At 40.6% G+C, this 16695-nt stretch carries 16 protein-coding genes and 1 riboswitch; of the genes, 11 read left to right on the top strand and 5 right to left on the bottom strand.

The window, feature by feature from the left end; translation table 11 throughout:
* Window positions 1-67: 67 nt before the first annotated feature.
* From zapB to J8L98_RS11630, 7 genes are all read left to right on the top strand, one after another.
* Entirely contained in the window at window positions 68-298 is a 231-nt protein-coding gene (gene zapB / locus J8L98_RS11660) for a cell division protein ZapB (RefSeq protein WP_192505828.1), read from the top strand.
* Window positions 298-585: a cell division protein ZapA gene (locus tag J8L98_RS11655; RefSeq protein ID WP_210996554.1), complete on the top strand. Its 288-nt coding sequence runs from the start codon at window positions 298-300 to the stop codon at window positions 583-585. Before zapB ends, J8L98_RS11655 begins: the two co-directional genes overlap by 1 nt.
* Window positions 586-649: 64 nt before the next feature.
* The gene (locus J8L98_RS11650) at window positions 650-1645 is read left to right on the top strand and encodes a hypothetical protein (RefSeq protein WP_210996553.1); all 996 of its coding nucleotides are present in this window, start codon (window positions 650-652) and stop codon (window positions 1643-1645) included.
* 11 nt (window positions 1646-1656) lie between these two features.
* Entirely contained in the window at window positions 1657-3123 is a 1467-nt protein-coding gene (locus tag J8L98_RS11645) for a LysM peptidoglycan-binding domain-containing protein (protein WP_210996552.1), read from the top strand.
* A 55-nt stretch (window positions 3124-3178) separates the two neighbouring features.
* The gene (locus J8L98_RS11640) at window positions 3179-3667 is read left to right on the top strand and encodes a peptidylprolyl isomerase (protein ID WP_210996551.1); all 489 of its coding nucleotides are present in this window, start codon (window positions 3179-3181) and stop codon (window positions 3665-3667) included.
* Window positions 3668-3670: 3 nt separating this feature from the next.
* The gene (locus J8L98_RS11635) at window positions 3671-4399 is read left to right on the top strand and encodes an SDR family oxidoreductase (RefSeq protein WP_210996550.1); all 729 of its coding nucleotides are present in this window, start codon (window positions 3671-3673) and stop codon (window positions 4397-4399) included.
* Window positions 4396-5229, top strand: coding sequence for an amidohydrolase family protein (locus tag J8L98_RS11630; RefSeq protein ID WP_210996549.1), 834 nt, complete (start codon window positions 4396-4398; stop codon window positions 5227-5229). The genes J8L98_RS11635 and J8L98_RS11630 overlap by 4 nt, the downstream gene beginning before the upstream one ends.
* Here J8L98_RS11630 and J8L98_RS11625 read toward each other — a convergent pair.
* The 5 genes from J8L98_RS11625 to J8L98_RS11605 are packed head-to-tail and all read right to left on the bottom strand — an operon-like array spanning window position 5226 to window position 9309.
* Window positions 5226-5993 carry a YggN family protein gene (locus tag J8L98_RS11625; RefSeq protein ID WP_192505835.1) on the bottom strand — a complete coding sequence of 256 codons (768 nt, stop codon included), beginning with the start codon at window positions 5991-5993 and terminating at the stop codon, window positions 5226-5228. The two genes, J8L98_RS11630 and J8L98_RS11625, sit on opposite strands and share 4 nt — an antisense overlap.
* A gap of 56 nt (window positions 5994-6049) precedes the next feature.
* Window positions 6050-6523 (bottom strand): DUF1566 domain-containing protein, encoded by a 474-nt coding sequence (locus J8L98_RS11620; RefSeq protein WP_247682533.1) that lies wholly within the window; start codon window positions 6521-6523, stop codon window positions 6050-6052.
* Between the two features lie 48 nt (window positions 6524-6571).
* Entirely contained in the window at window positions 6572-8236 is a 1665-nt protein-coding gene (locus J8L98_RS11615) for a DUF1566 domain-containing protein (protein ID WP_210996548.1), read from the bottom strand.
* Between the two features lie 17 nt (window positions 8237-8253).
* Window positions 8254-8586, bottom strand: a complete 333-nt coding sequence (locus tag J8L98_RS11610; RefSeq protein ID WP_192505837.1) for a hypothetical protein — start codon at window positions 8584-8586, stop codon at window positions 8254-8256.
* Between the two features lie 12 nt (window positions 8587-8598).
* Window positions 8599-9309, bottom strand: a complete 711-nt coding sequence (locus J8L98_RS11605; protein ID WP_210996547.1) for a DUF2982 domain-containing protein — start codon at window positions 9307-9309, stop codon at window positions 8599-8601.
* 255 nt (window positions 9310-9564) lie between these two features.
* Between J8L98_RS11605 and J8L98_RS11600 the strand changes: the two genes are divergently transcribed.
* The 4 genes from J8L98_RS11600 to J8L98_RS11585 all read left to right on the top strand — a co-directional run bounded on the left by J8L98_RS11600 (window position 9565) and on the right by J8L98_RS11585 (window position 16695).
* A complete protein-coding gene (locus J8L98_RS11600) occupies window positions 9565-10620 on the top strand; it encodes an efflux RND transporter periplasmic adaptor subunit (RefSeq protein ID WP_210996546.1) in 1056 nt (351 codons plus the stop codon).
* Between the two features lie 3 nt (window positions 10621-10623).
* Window positions 10624-13725 carry an efflux RND transporter permease subunit gene (locus J8L98_RS11595; protein ID WP_210996545.1) on the top strand — a complete coding sequence of 1034 codons (3102 nt, stop codon included), beginning with the start codon at window positions 10624-10626 and terminating at the stop codon, window positions 13723-13725.
* Entirely contained in the window at window positions 13718-14248 is a 531-nt protein-coding gene (gene msrA, locus J8L98_RS11590; RefSeq protein WP_210996544.1) for a peptide-methionine (S)-S-oxide reductase MsrA, read from the top strand. The genes J8L98_RS11595 and msrA overlap by 8 nt, the downstream gene beginning before the upstream one ends.
* Window positions 14249-14445: 197 nt before the next feature.
* A riboswitch (cobalamin riboswitch) is annotated at window positions 14446-14616 on the top strand.
* A gap of 87 nt (window positions 14617-14703) precedes the next feature.
* A complete protein-coding gene (locus J8L98_RS11585) occupies window positions 14704-16695 on the top strand; it encodes a TonB-dependent receptor (RefSeq protein WP_210996543.1) in 1992 nt (663 codons plus the stop codon).

The raw sequence follows: 16695 nt of genomic DNA, 5'->3' as shown, positions 1-16695 counted from the left end.
ATGACTAGCATCCTACGTCACTTTGTTTTACATTTGCATGACAAAAATACTGTATAAGAGCGCATTTATGAATAACGACACTCTCCCTCAACTCGAACAGCTGATCGATCAACTCATTGCTCAAAATGAGCGACTAAATAATGAAGTTTCAGGACTTAAAGAACAAAATAGTAAACTAATCGATGAAAATGAAACTTTACAACTTGAAGTACTTGAAAGTGAAGAGAAGCAAAAAGAAACAAGTAGCACTTTAACTAATCTACTTGATAAACTGCAAAGTGCAACCCAGGCGAGCTAATGTCTGAGAAGATCAATCAAGTTGATGTGACTCTGCTTGGCAAAACCCATCAATTTGCCTGTTCTGAGGGGCAAGAAAACGTGCTCCTCGATGCCGCGAATTTACTGAATGAGCGCGTTACCCAAATGAAGCAACGCGCCACAGTTCGTAATGAACAAAATGCATTGCTATTGGCTGCGCTTTATTTGTGTCACGATTTGCAAGCTCTTGAGCAGCAGCAACAAACGCACCATCAGTCGCAACAAATACTAATTGATAAGCTAATATCACACCTTGAGGTTGATTGAAGTCTTTATAAAAAGCGTATTTTCGGTTAAATTATCGACATGAGATAGATGGGTTTTTCTAATTATGCGTTTTTTCATTTTTATATTTCTATTGTGTTTTCCCTTTTTAACCTTTGCCCAAAAGTGGCATCAGATTGATCCTAATACATTTATTATTTCTCCACCAAAAAATGCAATACAGTTACAAACAAACCTTGCCATACTGACAGGTAAAAATTGCGCTGCCGTTATAAATGCACATGGTGATTTCACCGCCATTGAGCTGACCATCAAGCAAATTAAGAACCGTATAAAAGTCCCTGTTTGCTATTTAATTAGTACGAGTAGTGATATTCATGAAGTAGTTGGCATTGCTTTAATGCAACGTGCATTTCCTGCTGCCTCGTGGATTGCACCTTCACATGTGAAACATAATCTAAGCAATTATCAGCTCGCCTACAACGACAAAATCTCCCAGTACGTAAATAGTTATGAAGTCAGCACTCAAAGAGTGGAAAATTTTGATTTAGAAGGCAAAGCGCTTTGGAAAAATAAAATGCGACAGGCTAATCAACGGATCCAAGATTGGAAAAGTATTCCTCTTCGCGCTCCCATCGAGGTCAAAAAGCAATTGCAACTAGGTAACCATTTAATTGATATCGAAACGTATCCAGCATTCAGTAAAGAAGATTTATTTATATTCAGTCACCTCAACAATGGCATGTTTGCGGGTACCAGCGTCGATCCGATCCCCTATGTCACACACTCAAAGCTCAGTCAATGGCTTGAGACTTTAAGTCTTATGGAAAATACATCACAGATTAAATGGCTACTTCCAAGCCATGGAAAACCCTATAAGCGTGCCGCATTAAACAAACCTATCACTTTTTTACGCACCGTGATGAAGCACAGTATACGACAAAATAATAAGCTCCCAGAAGAATTACTCAAGCGATATCCTAAAAAGGAATTACAACCCAAACTAACATTGTTATATCAGATTGCCGTGCAGCACAACCCAAAAAATAATAACAAAACGCTATCTGTGCAAATGCCTAATAACCCGCCTCCTCAATTGTAAAAGGCGAATCCATGCGCATTTTTTATTTACTGACCATCCTTGGAGCTTTAAATGGCTGTGCAACAATTCAGCCACAGGAAAATAATACTCAAGCGGTATTTACAGCTCTTACAGAGACCAACAAACCTGAGCCAACAATAGAACCAAGCTCAACCAAGCCGCCAGCTAACAATTTTAAATTACCTGAAGAGCCCCCTTTACTGCCTCCCATAACCAACCTTTGGCAAGTGATAATTAACCAACTAAGCTTTGATGTCGTACCTACATCTCGGCTGCATAAACGAATTGATTGGTATTTAGCACAACCAACTTATTTGGCTCAGGTCAACAAAAGGGCCGCGCCGTATCTATACCATATCGTGAAACGTGTTGAACAACGCGGGTTGCCTATGGAGCTCGTTTTACTGCCGTTCGTAGAAAGTGATTTTAGACCCACAGCTGTTTCTCAACAAAAAGCCGTTGGCGTATGGCAATTAGTTGAAGCGACAGCATACCACTTTGGCGCAATATCTGATCCTTGGTACGATGGGCGCAAAGACGTACTCACAGCGACGGATGCTGCCCTCGACTATTTAAGCTATTTATACAATCGCTTTAATGGCAACTGGTTACATGCAATAGCCGCCTATAACACGGGGGAAGGCCGAGTAAAGAAGGCCATTGACCGTAATAGAGCAAAGGGGATCAGTACGCACTTTTGGCATTTAAAACTGCCAAAAGAAACATCTGAGTACGTACCTAAATTACTTGCGTTAAGCTATTTATTACAAAAAAAGCACCCAAAATTTACTCGGCCACACCTGCCTAACTACGCGCTCACGACCGCATTAGATGTTGGTCAGCAATTTGATTTTGGCGTTCTTTCTTCCCTAGTGAATGTTCCTAAACAAACAATCCACCAGTTAAATCCAGGCTTTCTTCGTCATCAAAGTTCCCCTCAAGGTCCACATAAAGTATTATTGCCAATGACTGAAAAAAAGCTATTACAAAGTCAGTTCTTTAAGCGTCACTTTAGCCAAACATATACGGTAAAAAAAGGTGATACCCTTTATAGCATCGCTAAGCGTTTTAATACTAAAGTTAAAACAATTACGCTACTCAATAACAAAACGAGCTCCTTATTACATATTGGTGAAGTACTTTCTCTAAATAAAGTAACCCAATCTAATAGTTTACTCATTGATTACGAGATCAGTCCTTACCTTATTGAAAAGAAACAAACCAAGCCCGTCACAATTGAATATTTTCACCAAATCAAACCCGGTGACTCTTTATGGGAGATCAGTCAGCTCTACAAGGTCTCGGTCAAAGACTTAATGATTTGGAATGAGATATCAGCACACAGCATGCTCAAACCAGGCAATACGCTGATTTTGCATTTACCCAAGCCACAGTTGATATCTGAACCTGTAAACACTAAAGAGTATTTGTCTGAGTTAGAGGTGCTCGTGAAACCAGAAAGCGGGTCTAGACCCTAGCTTAGTAATGCATCGTCACGTAAAATGACTGTATAAATTACTTACAGAGACTAATATGCACATTACTAAAGACACCGCTGTTGAATTCCATTACACACTTAGTGAAGGCGATCAACACATTGAAACGAGCACTACTGATGAGCCGCTTAGCTACATACACGGTAATGACAGTATGCTGCCTGGTCTTGAAAAAGCGCTTGATAACAAAACGACGGGAGATAAATTCAGCGTGACACTTTCTCCAGAAGAGTCGTATGGAGAGTTTAAAGAAGGCTTAGTACAGCGTATCCCAATTAAACACCTACAAGGCTTAGGCAACAATAAAGCTTGGAAAGCAGGTATGTCTGCCATTGTGGAGTCAAACCAAGGTAGACATCAAGTTACCATCATTAAAGTGGGGAAGTTCAACGCTGACTGTGACCTTAACCACCCATTCGCTGGCAAAACTTTAACGTTCGACGTAGAAGTGATCTCGGTACGAGAAGCCACGGCAGAAGAACTCTCACATGGGCATGTTCACGGTGCCGGTGGTTGTGGACATTAAGCTATGACAAAAGTTGCCATTGTTACCGGTGGCAGCTTTGGCATTGGCCTCGCCATTGTCGAAAAGCTGCTATCACAAGATTATCAAGTCTTTAACCTCGACATAGCCCCCAGTGAGCGTGGTCAGTTCATCCATTGTGATGTCAGTAACGTTGCACAAGTCAACGCTGCAATCGCACAAATCACAGAAAAAAACAAACGCATTGATGTCTTAGTTTCCAATGCTGGAAAACATTTAAGCGCAACGATTGAAGAGACTGATGAAAAAACTCTTGATCAGCTCTTTTCTCTTAATGTAAAAGGTGCATACGCGGCCACAAAAGCCGTATTACCAACAATGAAAGCCCAAAATAATGGGGCTATTATTTTCATTTCCTCAGATCAAGCTCTCGTCGGTAAACGCAATTCATTCGCTTATAATTTAACAAAGTCAGCACTCGCCTCAATGGCCAAAACAACAGCGCTAGATTACGCATCAAATAACATTCGCGCCAATGCAGTGTGCCCTGGCACAATAGAAACTCCACTATTCCATAGCGCAATCGATAAATATTGTGAACAAAGCAACGCAGATAAAGCCACGATAGTTGCAGAAGAAGCCGCATTGCAACCACTTGGCCGCTTGGGTAAAGCGCAAGAAGTTGCAGCATTAGTGGCATTTCTCGTCAGTGATGATGCCAGTTTCATAACCGGCAGCCTACAAACTATTGACGGGGGGTATACGGCGCAATGATTGCCATTATTGATCCTCACATTCATTTTTTTGATTTGCAAATGGGTCAATATGAATGGCTGGTGGGGGATACCCCGCCAAATTGGGCCAACTTATCTCTGATAAAACAAAACCATAATCCCAACCACTTAAAAAATCCCACTTTCTTAGTGGAAGCAGTTGTGCATATTGAAGCGGGATTTGATAATCAACATCCTCACAAAGAACTCGAATGGCTTGCGAAGGCAGCTCGGCCATTGCGGTACGGGGCTATTGCCTATATTGATATCACATTAGAGCCGATACACTTTTCTGAGCAGCTCTCTAAGTTGCTTCACGACCCTTGCCTTAGAGGTATTCGTGATATTACTGAAGGCACTGATGCAATACGTTTACTGCACCCCAATGTATTCACAAACCTCTCCACTTTGAGCTGTCACAAGTTATGCTTTGAAGCACAGTTTGAACTAAACAATCAACAAGTTGCTAACCAAGTTGCCAACTACTGCCTATCATTACCTCACCTATCATTGTTTCTTAATCATGCAGGGTTGCTTGAACGTAATACACAATGGGATCACAGCATGGCTAAGCTATCAAGCTGTCCAAATATAGCGATCAAATTTTCGGGTTTCGAGCATCTTATATCTCCATTATCAAAAAACACATGTCTACAACTATGTCTTCAATACTTTGGAGATGAACGTATCATGTTCGCTTCAAATTACCCCGTATGTTTGATGGAAAAAAGTTATGAAGAAATATGGCTGGAGTACCGTCAACTTGTTGAAAGTGAAGTGTTATGGAAAAAACTCAGTTACCACAATGCAAAACGGTTATATCGCCTTTAAGATCGTATTTGTACCAAATCATAAGCGGTTAAATCCGGCACTATTGCCTGAAGCCTAGCCTCCGTTTCATCCAAGGTATTTAAGCACTCACAATATTCTTCAGCTTTATTTTCTAGTTGTTGTGCTTTTTTCTCTAATGATTTATCAATTTCTTTCGTGATAATATCCATCCGCTGGCTCATATCAGTAATACGGTCTTCTATATTGCCCTCTCGCGATTTAAACGCATCGCCTAAAGAGACTAAAATCGCTCCTAAAGATCCATGAACAGCTGAGTGAATTTTTTGACTAATCTCTTTCGTGAAAAAATCATCTATCTTCGATAAAGACTGAGGTGCAATAAAGAAGAAATCATCCCCTCTTTTAAACTTATCCATTAAAGCACGCTCAACATACTGTAACTGTGTTTTAAGTACTTCAGGTTCTTTATCTGACATACCTTCAACAACTTGTTCAATCGCACTTAAACCCAAATTTACACCATCCGTTGCTAAACTTACCAATTCAGGAACGGTGTCTCGTATCCCTTTTGAATACTCATATAAAACTTGTGTTTCTTGTTCAGAGAGATCGATCCAATAGCCTTGAATTAAAAGTTGAGTATCATTATTAATTTGTACTCGAGTTTGCCCTTTATCAACAATACGGATCACTGAATCAGTTATAATCAAACCATGCCCAAGCTCAACCTCGCACTTCCCCTGAGCAAAGCAAGTAAGTGGCAACATAGACAACAGCAAACTACAGCGTTTTATGAATGACATAGAATCCCCTTAACGTACATCGCGTCAGAATATCAAACTTTCACGCAATGCCAAAACTATTTGCTGTACCGAACGAGTCGTAAAAATATATCAGATGTTTTGGCTTTAATGTTGTTTTTCCCATCTGAAAACTGATAAGCCCACGCATGATCAATTTGTGTTATCGCAGTGGTACTCGTCCAATAGTTTTCATTAAGCGTCCCTGAAAAAATGGTGATATTGGCAGCAGGTTCTACACACTGGAACTCAACAATACTTGCCAACTCTTTTATATTTGGTACATGCCAATCTTTAAACTCCCCAAGCTCGTCATTCACAGCGGCACTCAAAGCTTGTTGCCAATTAAGTTGTTGAGCTGTACCTGTACAGCTCTGATCTCCCGAATTATATACTTCGCCAAAATTACACCGTTGCCACATAAGCCCAGTGAAAGAGTCTGTTACAGTGCCTTCTGTTGAGATTGAAAACCTTTCCGTCGGCGACGTACTAACAACGGTTGATATACAAGTTTGCGCTGCTAATAACGACATTGAAGTCATACATATGCAGATTAATATAAAAATTCTCACAAATAACTCCTAAGGTGTTCTAACCAAACGCACATACGCAGTATTCTTTTTCGGGTAAGCTAAATCATTACCTGTTTGCATATCGAGAATAAAAGCTTGGGTTAAACTACGACCATCAACGCTTGTTTGAGTTGTCCAATAATACTGATGATTTAATAATGCGGCAGATGGTATATTTGGGAAGAAGATTGGATCTAATAATTGGTTACCATCACTATGGCCAAAGTCAATAATCCCGAGTAACTCTAAGTACGTTGGAAGGCGCCAATTACTGCCTCCACAAAAATTACTGGCATTAACATCATCTATTAAAGATTGAATACCACAATTGACATTACTTGGGCACGTGGAATTGGCTGGACCAATAATTGAACCATCTTGTGCACTCCCATCAGCAGATAAATACCAAGTATAATGGTTTTTACCATCCCGTATTGATGTATTGGGAACTGTGCCAGTATTGGTCTCTTTTACTTCCCAAATTAAGCCTGTTACATTATCACGAACACAGGTAAATACGGTCTCAGAATCTGGGAGCTCATCAGCAAATTGATTCAATTTGGTAAAATCAAAGCCAACTCTACCTGTGCCTGTCTTATCAATTAAATTCGCGACGCTATCGCGCCCAACATCACCATCTTGATTGACAAATGTTGAGTCATTACAAGTAATGACAGAGGTATTGCTGAAGCAACTATCCAAGCCCGAATCATTTCGAAGACCTAAAGCTTTGGGCGTAATCGTCACTTTGACACTATCATCTTCAGATAAATTGAGCGGGTCTTTAATAATAACTTTAAAACTGACTTCAGCAGTACTATCGACATTTGGCGCGATAAACGTTGTGGTGCACGACGCAACATCATTAATTACAATAGGTAAGTTACTTCCCTGTTGACTCCAAAGGCATGTATAGCTCCCTGACACACTGACGCTTTTTGACGCATCAAGTGTTACCACATCAAACTCAGTCACTGTTTGCTCATCTCCAGCTTCTGCCAATACAGGGGTATTTGTCGCCGCCAATGTCATTGAAAACTCAGTACTCGCCTCGCCACCTTCGTCATCTTTAATCGTTACACTAAAACGTGCGGTTTGCGTCTGTAATAGCAATGGATGTACAAATGAAATTTCACTTTGAGTTAAGTCACTCAGTGATAATATTGGGCCTGCTAACTGTTGCCACTGATAAGACACAATCGCTCCGTTTGTATCTGGGTCTGACGATGTTGCAGCACTTAATTTAACCGTATCTGGATATTTAGCTGGTAGCACATCCGGCGCTGTTTGAGTAATGGCAGGAATAGGTAATTGATTTTCAGAGGTCACATTGATCGTGATTGTATCAGAAGCAGTTTTATCATTTGGCGCACGGTAATCCACCTGCAACATTATCACGCTATCTGTTTTCACATCTGGTGCCGTTATGGTTACTTCACTTGCCTGTTGAGGGAAACCTTCTAATGCTGGCCCGCTTATAACCTGCCAATTAAACACCCCATCAGCCGGGGAAGCTGAAGCTGCAATCGTCACGCTCGCTTTTTCAACTACGGTGATATTGTTATTGACGTTAATACTGGCATTTTCTTGTGCAGGCTCTGAAGATGACGAACCACCACCGCATCCAACTAACAAACTCCCAATCAACAATGGAAGGACTAAACGGTTCAACATACTTCGCTCCTAGCCTGTTACATGTAGCTATCTTGATGAATTCTTACAAATAACTTCGTACCTACTTTACTATAATCCACTTTGTATTCTCGGCCGTCTAAAGACTGAATGAATAACAGCCTTTTTACTTCCCCAAATATATCTGCACTCGCAATATGTACTATTTCTAAATAGCGCTCTTTCGCTTCACGGCGGTTACGAGGCAACTCATCTTTAAACGGAATAAGCCCATTTACTGTGACTTGTATTTTAGGGTGCGACTCCCCGTTAACAATAACTAAATCGAGCTTTTTCTCTTTGTGAATGATCGTGTTACGACCGCTTTTAATATAGGCTCTATCATCGCTCATGGACTGTTCCTGTTACATCTGTTCATTGGTGGCTTGCTCTTCCAACAAGTTTTTAACCACCTGAGCTGGATCTAATTTCCAGCGGTTTAATAAGTATGAAAAACGCCATATATCTCGGTCTAATACATTTGCTGGCAATAGCAAGTCATAGCCCGTCAACGTTTTCAGATTGTGCATTCGATTGGCAAACATCGCGATCAAACCGGTATAGACTTGTCCTGAATCAGAGCTATACTCATCCGATTCAATTAGCCATTCTGATGGGCAGTTGCCATTTTTGCAATGCATTTTAACAGCTTGTAAAAATATATGCCTCTGTTCAATTAATAATTTACCTGCCAATCTCGGCTTTAATGCTAATAAAAATGAATCTATCGAGACCAGTTTAATACCAACAGCATTTAATTCCAGTAATTCAGGTGCTTCACCAGCTTTAGGTATCCCACTTGAATGCACATTATCGAATGCAATTTTCCATCGCCCAAACTTATGAATATAAACGACGCTTTGTGTACCAAGTACTATACTATAATAAGGTTGTTGGCTTTTCAAAAAACCAAGCAAAATCGAAAAGATAGCAATACTCACCAACGCCGTTTCAACAACACTGATCACACTATCGCGCAAAATCACAAACGCCATAATGATGCAAAGACATACTGCACCGACGAGCATAAATTCAATACTGTGTTGATTCGCTTGAGCTCTTAATTTAGCTTGCATTTGTTACGCCAACCTCACATATAAAACCCAAAATAAAATACAAACATAATGATCGTCCACGCCAACAATTGTCGTATCTTTTTACATGTTTGACATTCATTGTTTTTTTTCATGTTTAAAAATCAACATTTTAGGTACAAATAAGCCGGTAATTTTAACTTTTACGGCCAACGCACAAATTAACAAGATACCCGACTCCATATTGAAGCGACATATTTTGTACACTAGAGTCATCAATCGCAGTGGTAAAATATCATGTATGCACAACAATCGGGTAAAGCCCTCTTTCCTTTTATTATTTTAGTCCTGATTTGTATAACAGGCTATTTGTATTTGCCAACTTCTCAAGGAAAACCGACAAATATTAAGCCAAATACAATCGTCGTCAGCACAATCACCGCACAAGAACAATCTCGTATTATATCAGTTGCAGCAGTTGGTAATGCCCGAGCTAATCAGGCCATTGATGTTATCAGCTCACAAGATGATTATGTTACACATATCTATTTTGCTGATGGTGATTCGATTCAGCGAGATCAAAAATTGGTACAGCTCTTAGATGCGGAAGAGCAACTTGCCGTTGAAGAGTTAAAGATTCAATTAAAAGAGCAACAAAGGCAGTTATCTCGACTAAATGAGTTAGCAAAAACTCAATCAGCTGCGCGCTCAGCTTTGGAAGAGCAACGCTCTGTCGCGGATGCTTTATTTACCCAACTGCAAAGCGCTAAAGTCAAATTAGCACAAATGACTATCAAAGCGCCATTTGACGGTGTGCTAGGTAAAAAACTTATTTCAACCGGGAGCTTTGTTGATAGCAATACCAGCATTACTACTTTGGATGATATCAGTGTTATAAAAGTGGACTTTCAAGTACCTGAAAAGTATTTGGGCCAACTGAAAAAAGGCATGACAGTCACCGCCATTAGTGATGCTTACAGACACACCACATTTAACGGTTATGTTTCTCATATAGACCCTCGCATTAACGAAACTACCCGCAGTGTTCAAGTGACAGCCGATTTTGCCAACAATAATGCGCAACTTAGGCCTGGGATGTTATTGCAAGTAACACTAGAGTTACGCGCACTTACCGCTATCATGCTGCCAGAAAAAAGCATTATCCCACGGAAAGATCAACACTTTATATACATCGTGGATGATCAAGATAAAGCACAGTTAACGAATGTTGAACTTCACACGCGATTTAATGGCTGGGTGGCTGTTTCTAAGGGCGTAAACATTGGTCAAAAAGTTGTCACCGAGGGCACTACCAAGATACGTTCTGGTTCTTCTGTGACTGAAAAGGGATAACTTGTGAAAATAACTGATACTGCAGTCAAAAGACCCGTATTCGCCATCGTTATTAATTTACTATTACTGACTTTTGGTCTTGTCGCATTTAGTATGCTGCCGCTACGAGAGTACCCTGATATTGAAACACCCATAGTAAGTGTAAGTACCAACTACACAGGTGCATCAAGTGAGGTCGTTGAAGCAAAGATAACGCAGGTTCTGGAAAACAGAATTTCCGGTATAGAAGGCATTAAAAGTATCAATTCATCTAGTCGGAATGGTCGTTCAAACATCACCATTGAGTTCGATATCGACCGAGATATAGACGCTGCCGCGAACGATGTAAGGGAACGAGTTTCGCGTGCACTCGACAGACTTCCAGAACAAGTGAGACCGCCTGAGGTTTCCAAATCTAACTCAGATGAAAGCCCAATAGCATGGTTTGTACTTAATAGTGAAAGTATGGACACTTTGCAACTGTCGGATTATGCCCAACGCTTCATTGTGGATAGATTGGCTGTGGTTGATGGAGTGTCTAATGTCCGTATTGGTGGAGAGCGCCAATATGCGATGAAGATATGGTTAAACCGACAAGCAATGGCAGCGAGAGGAATCACTACAAATGATATTGAACAGGTACTACGTCGTGAAAACGTCGAATTACCAGCAGGTGAAATAGAATCTCTAGATCGCGATTTCGCAGTCAGAATTGCCCGCAGTTATAAAAGCCAAAGTGACTTTAATAATTTAGTGATAAAGCGCGGAGAGCAAGGTTATTTAGTTCGTCTTAATGAAGTCGCTAACGTAATACTTGAAGCGGCAGACAACGAAAGTACTTTCAGGGGGAATGGAAAAAATATGATTGGGCTGGGTATTGTGAAGCAAGCCAAGGCCAATACACTTGACGTCGTAGACAACGCACGTCAAGAACTCGAGAAAATCAAGCGAAACCTACCCGAAGGAACAACGATTCAAGACAGTTACGACTCATCTATTTTCATTCGCGAGTCCATTACGGAGGTATACCGTACGCTCGCGATTGCGATGGCTTTGGTGGTCACCGTTATATTTTTATTTTTAGGTACGGTCCGAGCCACGCTTATTCCTGCGATTACAGTGCCTGTAGCGCTTATTGCAACCTTTATGTTTCTACTGTCAATGGGCTACTCAATTAATTTATTGACCCTGCTCGCACTCGTATTAGCTATCGGATTAGTGGTAGACGACGCCATTGTTATGTTAGAAAATATTCATCGTCGTATTGAAATAGGGGAACCGCCATTACTTGCAGCCTATAAAGGCGCTAAAGAAGTCGGATTTGCGATTATAGCGACAACACTGGTTCTTATTTCAGTATTCGTTCCCTTGGTATTCATGGACGGTCGTATTGGCGCACTCTTTACTGAGTTTGCTATGGCGGTCAGCGCCGCGGTTTTGTTTTCAAGTATAACAGCTCTCACTCTCGCGCCGGCGCTCAGTTCAAAAATACTAAAACCTACTAGCAGTAATAATAGATTTAGCCAATGGATGGACGCTCAGTTCTCACGTTTAGAGCGAGGGTATCGTAATGTACTAACTGCTAACCTGAAACGCCGTTATAGCCTTATTTTTACTCTTATCCTAGCAGGCTTTACCAGCTTTACTTTATTTCAACAGATCCCATCAGAACTCACTCCCAAAGAAGATCGTGGTACCTTTTTTGTGATGATGAATGGCCCCGAAGGTGCAAGCTACGAGAACAATGAACTAAATATGGCTCAAATAGAACAACGCTTACTGCCTTATGTGGAGACGGGAGAATTGAGCAGAGTGCTTGTTAGGGTTCCAGGCTGGGGTGGCCAAGGCGGTGTTGCGATCATAGGCATGCCAGATTGGGATGAGCGAAAACGTTCAACATGGGAAGTAATGGGTGAGATAAGCACTAAAATGCGCGAAGTAACTGATATTAGAGCTTTTGCTATTATGCGACGAGGAATTGGTGGTGGTGGTCAATCTCGGCCTATTGAATTTGTGTTACAAGGTAATGACTATCAAGAACTAGCACAATGGCGAGATAAGATCATTAATCGAGCTCAAAAGAACAAAGGGCTCGTTCGACTTGACCATGACTACAAAGAAACTTTTCCACAGTTTTTAATTCAAATAGATAAAACAAAAGCGGCTGATTTAGGTGTGTCTATCAGTGATATAGGTAATACGCTTGAAACAATGTTGGGGCAACGCAGAGTCACCACTTTTATCGATCGGGGTGAAGAGTATGATGTCATACTAAAAGGTACAAAAGCTGACTTTGGCGGTCCCAATGATATCGCAAATATTTTTGTCAAATCACGTACTGATGAACTGATCCCTCTTGACAGCTTGATCAGCATCAATGAAGCGGCCACCGCGTCTCGTCTAAATAGATACAACAGAATGCGTGCTATAACGATCACGGCAAACTTAGCGAATGGCTATACGTTGGCTGAAGCTCTGGACTTCTTAAACACTGTTGCAGCTGAAGAGAATAATATTGATGGTGCAATAGACTACAAAGGTGAATCACAACTGTTCTATGAAGGTGAATCAGCCATGACTTATGTCTTTATCTTAGCGCTAACCGTGACTTTTTTAGTACTCGCGGCACAATTCGAAAGCTTTATTCACCCACTAGTAATTATGTTAACTGTGCCACTTGGCCTCGTTGGTGCGATGTACGGACTTTACCTAACCGATAGCTCGCTCAATATATATAGCCAAATTGGTATCGTCATGTTAATTGGTTTAAGTGCTAAAAACGGCATTCTGATTGTTGAATTTGCCAATCAGCTGCGTGACAAAGGTATCGCATTTGAACAAGCCATCGTAACGGCATCAGTCCAGCGCTTAAGGCCTATCATTATGACTTCACTTACGACTGTAATGAGCGCAATTCCACTCGTTATGGCTGTTGGCCCCGGTTCTGAGAGTCGAATGGTGATTGGTGTCGTGGTTTTTGCTGGGGTGAGTGTATCCACATTACTCACTTTATTTGTGATCCCTTGTGCGTATAACTTATTGTCTAAAAACACACAATCACCAGAGTTTTTAGCGCTACAATTAGAGCAACAGGCTACAGCTATAAAAAAGGTTGAACATGACTAGTATAAAAAAAGCCACATTTGGTGGCGGCTGCTTTTGGTGTATTGATGCTGCATTTCGTCGCGTTAGAGGAGTTACATCGGTTCGCTCAGGCTATACAGGTGGACACACACCAGAGCCAACTTATAAAGCTATTTGCCAAGGTGATAGCGGCCACGCAGAGGTAGTGGAAGTAAGCTTTGACAGCACCATGGTTAATTACGACACTTTACTGGCTATGTTCTTTACGTTACATGATCCAACCCAGTTAAATCGCCAAGGTAATGACATTGGTACACAATATAGAAGTGTGATTTATTATCACGATGAATATCAGCATCACGCAATCAGTGATACGATCACAAGGATTCAGCAACAAATATCAGCACCTATTGTCACCGAAGTCAGCGAAGCACAAACATTCTACGCGGCAGAAGACTACCATCAAGACTATTTTAATGAGAACCCTAATCAGGGGTATTGCAGTATGTTAATTGCGCCAAAAATAGCAAAGTTTGAACAACGATTTGTGAATAACATAGATTAAAACCCCCCGACTAATAAACGGGATGACATAGAAAGCTTGCTTTCGAACATCCCAAAAAAAACCATAACTAGTTGATTTTTAATACACAAAAATCATCCACCTTCTTTTTTCGCCATCAGATATAATTTAGAAATCGACATAACACAATTATCAAGACACCGTATAGACTTTGACATTTACCTATAAAGACCTCAGACTACGCGTCAAAATAGTGAGGTGCTTAATCCTCTTGTATCGGATAAAGATAATCGGGAAATTAGTGCCGTAACCACCTTGGTTAAATAGTCTAATACTGCCCCCGCAACGGTAATGGCTGAGCAAACATGTTCACCAAAGTCCGGAGACCGGCCTCACTATAAAATCCAGTTTATAATATTGCGGTGGGCAATATGGGATATATCGTGATGCTTTAGCATGACTGTATTTCTCATTGCTCCCCTAATAATGAGATACTTATGCAACTATTTATGTTTTTTGTGTTCGCTTTATTGGTCATACCCACAGTATCAAGCAAAGAGATCGTGCCCAGTGACAGCACAAACATAGAAATTTTAGAAGTTGAACATACAGGCAGCTACTCACCCTCTTATAAAATTTTCCAGCGCCATGAGTTTATTAATAGTGCTCAAACCTTGTCCGATATTCTAAGCTCTATAAATGGCATTCAAATACGCCAAATCAGTGGACTCGGTAACCCAGTTGCAATTTCTATCCGAGGTTCAAATAGTAAGCAAGTACAATTTTACATTGATGGGCAGCTCGTCAACGACAGTCAATTTGGTGGATTCGATTTAAATCAAATCCCAACAGAGCAAATTCAGAGCATAGAAATAAGTAAAAGCCAAGCGATTGGGACTGGGGCCACTCCCATTGGCGGTGTTGTAAGGATCAATACGTACAATCCAGATAACTCACAAAAAAAGCTATCAGCCGTCGTCGGATCTTTTGGTCATACCGAATTAAATGCTACGGTCAATACGATTTTTGACCAGCATACTTTAACGCTCGGCGCACAAACGCTAAATACCGATAATAATTACCAATACTTAGTGCCTCAAACGTTTAACAACCCTTCTATTTCTGAAAAACAGGCATTGCTTAACAATGGCTACAGTAAAAATACACTCTATATCAATGATAATATAAAATTTGAAAACAACAGAGTTAGAATTCATGGGCAATATTCAGATCAAACGAAAGAGTTACCGAATTATAGAAATAACTCACCTGAAACCACATCCAATTTAGCCACTAAAACATGGCGTCTCGGCTATTTGCATACGTTGCATGATATACATGCTTATGTACCCAGCATTGAGCTGGATAGCTATTATCAAGATAAGAGTGAAATTTATTTAGACGCCCCCAACGGGGTTTCAGAGCAAAGTTATCATTATAACTCTGATAAAAAGCATGTTAGCGTAAAGCCAACGGTTATCTGGGACAGTTATACATTTACACCTTTTATTACCCTCACCGACCACGCCTTTCAGTCCGAACAATTCATAAATGATCAAGCAAATCCATGTAATGGCATCAGCGAATGCGATATCAAAGCGCAATTGCAGCAAACAAACTACGGCACACGTATCGAGTGGCAAGGAAATACACTACCTATTAATATATATGGGTTGTACAACAAGCTACACAACAAATCGAGTAATGAACCTCTCAAAAATACAACAGCGCAAACGCTATATGCTAACGACCAGTTCGATACACATGAGTTAGGAGCTACCTATCAATGGCGCGAAGTTGTTGCTGAATTCGTTTTCTCTAAAGGTGTCAGAACCCCAACATTGTTTGAACTTTATGGTAATCGTGGTGCTTTTAAAGGTAACGCAAACTTATTACCTGAGCGCTCTAAAACAAGGGCTATCAACTTTGCATATAAGCGTAAAGCTCTGGTGCTCAATGCTTCTAGCTATATAAAAAAACAAGAGAACAGCATCGTCGCTATTTTTAATTCCAGCAATGTGGGAAGCTATACAAATGTCTCTGAAGCCACTTTAAAGGGCTTAGAGTTACAAACTAATTATAAATTTAATACTCAATGGCTGTTTGCTCTAAAAGGCACATTCATTCACTCAAATACACACTCAATCTTCAGTGCTTTTGACGATAAAAAGTTGCCAGGTGTTTATCATAGACAATATAGCGCAGCGCTCACTTACCAAGTGAATAACCAGTGGAGTGTAAGCCTGAATCATAAAATAGACCGTGAGCTTTACTTTAATCGCAGTAATAAATTCCAAAGTGAAAAAAATCGAGGTAATGGCACGCCAGCCGATAGAGAGGTAACCGACGTGACATTCAACTGGTCACATAGCCAACATAATTTGAATTTGACGTTCAGTAACCTGTTTAATACTGAGTTTCAAGATTTAGCCAATCGCCCCGCTCATGGGCGCAGTATCCAACTTAAATATTCTTTAAAGGGCATCTAA

The sequence above is a fragment of the Pseudoalteromonas sp. MMG013 genome (genome assembly GCF_018100885.1).
Taxonomy (GTDB): Bacteria; Pseudomonadota; Gammaproteobacteria; order Enterobacterales; family Alteromonadaceae; genus Pseudoalteromonas; species Pseudoalteromonas aurantia.
Note: the sequence above shows the minus strand (reverse complement) of the source record. Positions and strands in the feature narration are given on the sequence as shown.

Bases quoted from the DNA above. Each gene is read 5' to 3' on its own strand.
- J8L98_RS11630 (WP_210996549.1), top strand. From the start codon at position 4,396: ATGATTGCCATTATTGATCCTCACATTCATTTTTTTGATTTGCAAATG.
- J8L98_RS11635 (WP_210996550.1), top strand. From the start codon at position 3,671: ATGACAAAAGTTGCCATTGTTACCGGTGGCAGCTTTGGCATTGGCCTC.
- J8L98_RS11610 (WP_192505837.1), bottom strand. From the start codon at position 8,586: ATGAGCGATGATAGAGCCTATATTAAAAGCGGTCGTAACACGATCATT.
- J8L98_RS11600 (WP_210996546.1), top strand. From the start codon at position 9,565: ATGTATGCACAACAATCGGGTAAAGCCCTCTTTCCTTTTATTATTTTA.
- J8L98_RS11605 (WP_210996547.1), bottom strand. From the start codon at position 9,309: ATGCAAGCTAAATTAAGAGCTCAAGCGAATCAACACAGTATTGAATTT.
- zapB (WP_192505828.1), top strand. From the start codon at position 68: ATGAATAACGACACTCTCCCTCAACTCGAACAGCTGATCGATCAACTC.
- J8L98_RS11655 (WP_210996554.1), top strand. From the start codon at position 298: ATGTCTGAGAAGATCAATCAAGTTGATGTGACTCTGCTTGGCAAAACC.
- J8L98_RS11640 (WP_210996551.1), top strand. From the start codon at position 3,179: ATGCACATTACTAAAGACACCGCTGTTGAATTCCATTACACACTTAGT.
- msrA (WP_210996544.1), top strand. From the start codon at position 13,718: ATGACTAGTATAAAAAAAGCCACATTTGGTGGCGGCTGCTTTTGGTGT.
- J8L98_RS11620 (WP_247682533.1), bottom strand. From the start codon at position 6,523: ATGTCGTTATTAGCAGCGCAAACTTGTATATCAACCGTTGTTAGTACG.
- J8L98_RS11645 (WP_210996552.1), top strand. From the start codon at position 1,657: ATGCGCATTTTTTATTTACTGACCATCCTTGGAGCTTTAAATGGCTGT.
- J8L98_RS11625 (WP_192505835.1), bottom strand. From the start codon at position 5,993: ATGTCATTCATAAAACGCTGTAGTTTGCTGTTGTCTATGTTGCCACTT.
- J8L98_RS11650 (WP_210996553.1), top strand. From the start codon at position 650: ATGCGTTTTTTCATTTTTATATTTCTATTGTGTTTTCCCTTTTTAACC.
- J8L98_RS11585 (WP_210996543.1), top strand. From the start codon at position 14,704: ATGCAACTATTTATGTTTTTTGTGTTCGCTTTATTGGTCATACCCACA.
- J8L98_RS11615 (WP_210996548.1), bottom strand. From the start codon at position 8,236: ATGTTGAACCGTTTAGTCCTTCCATTGTTGATTGGGAGTTTGTTAGTT.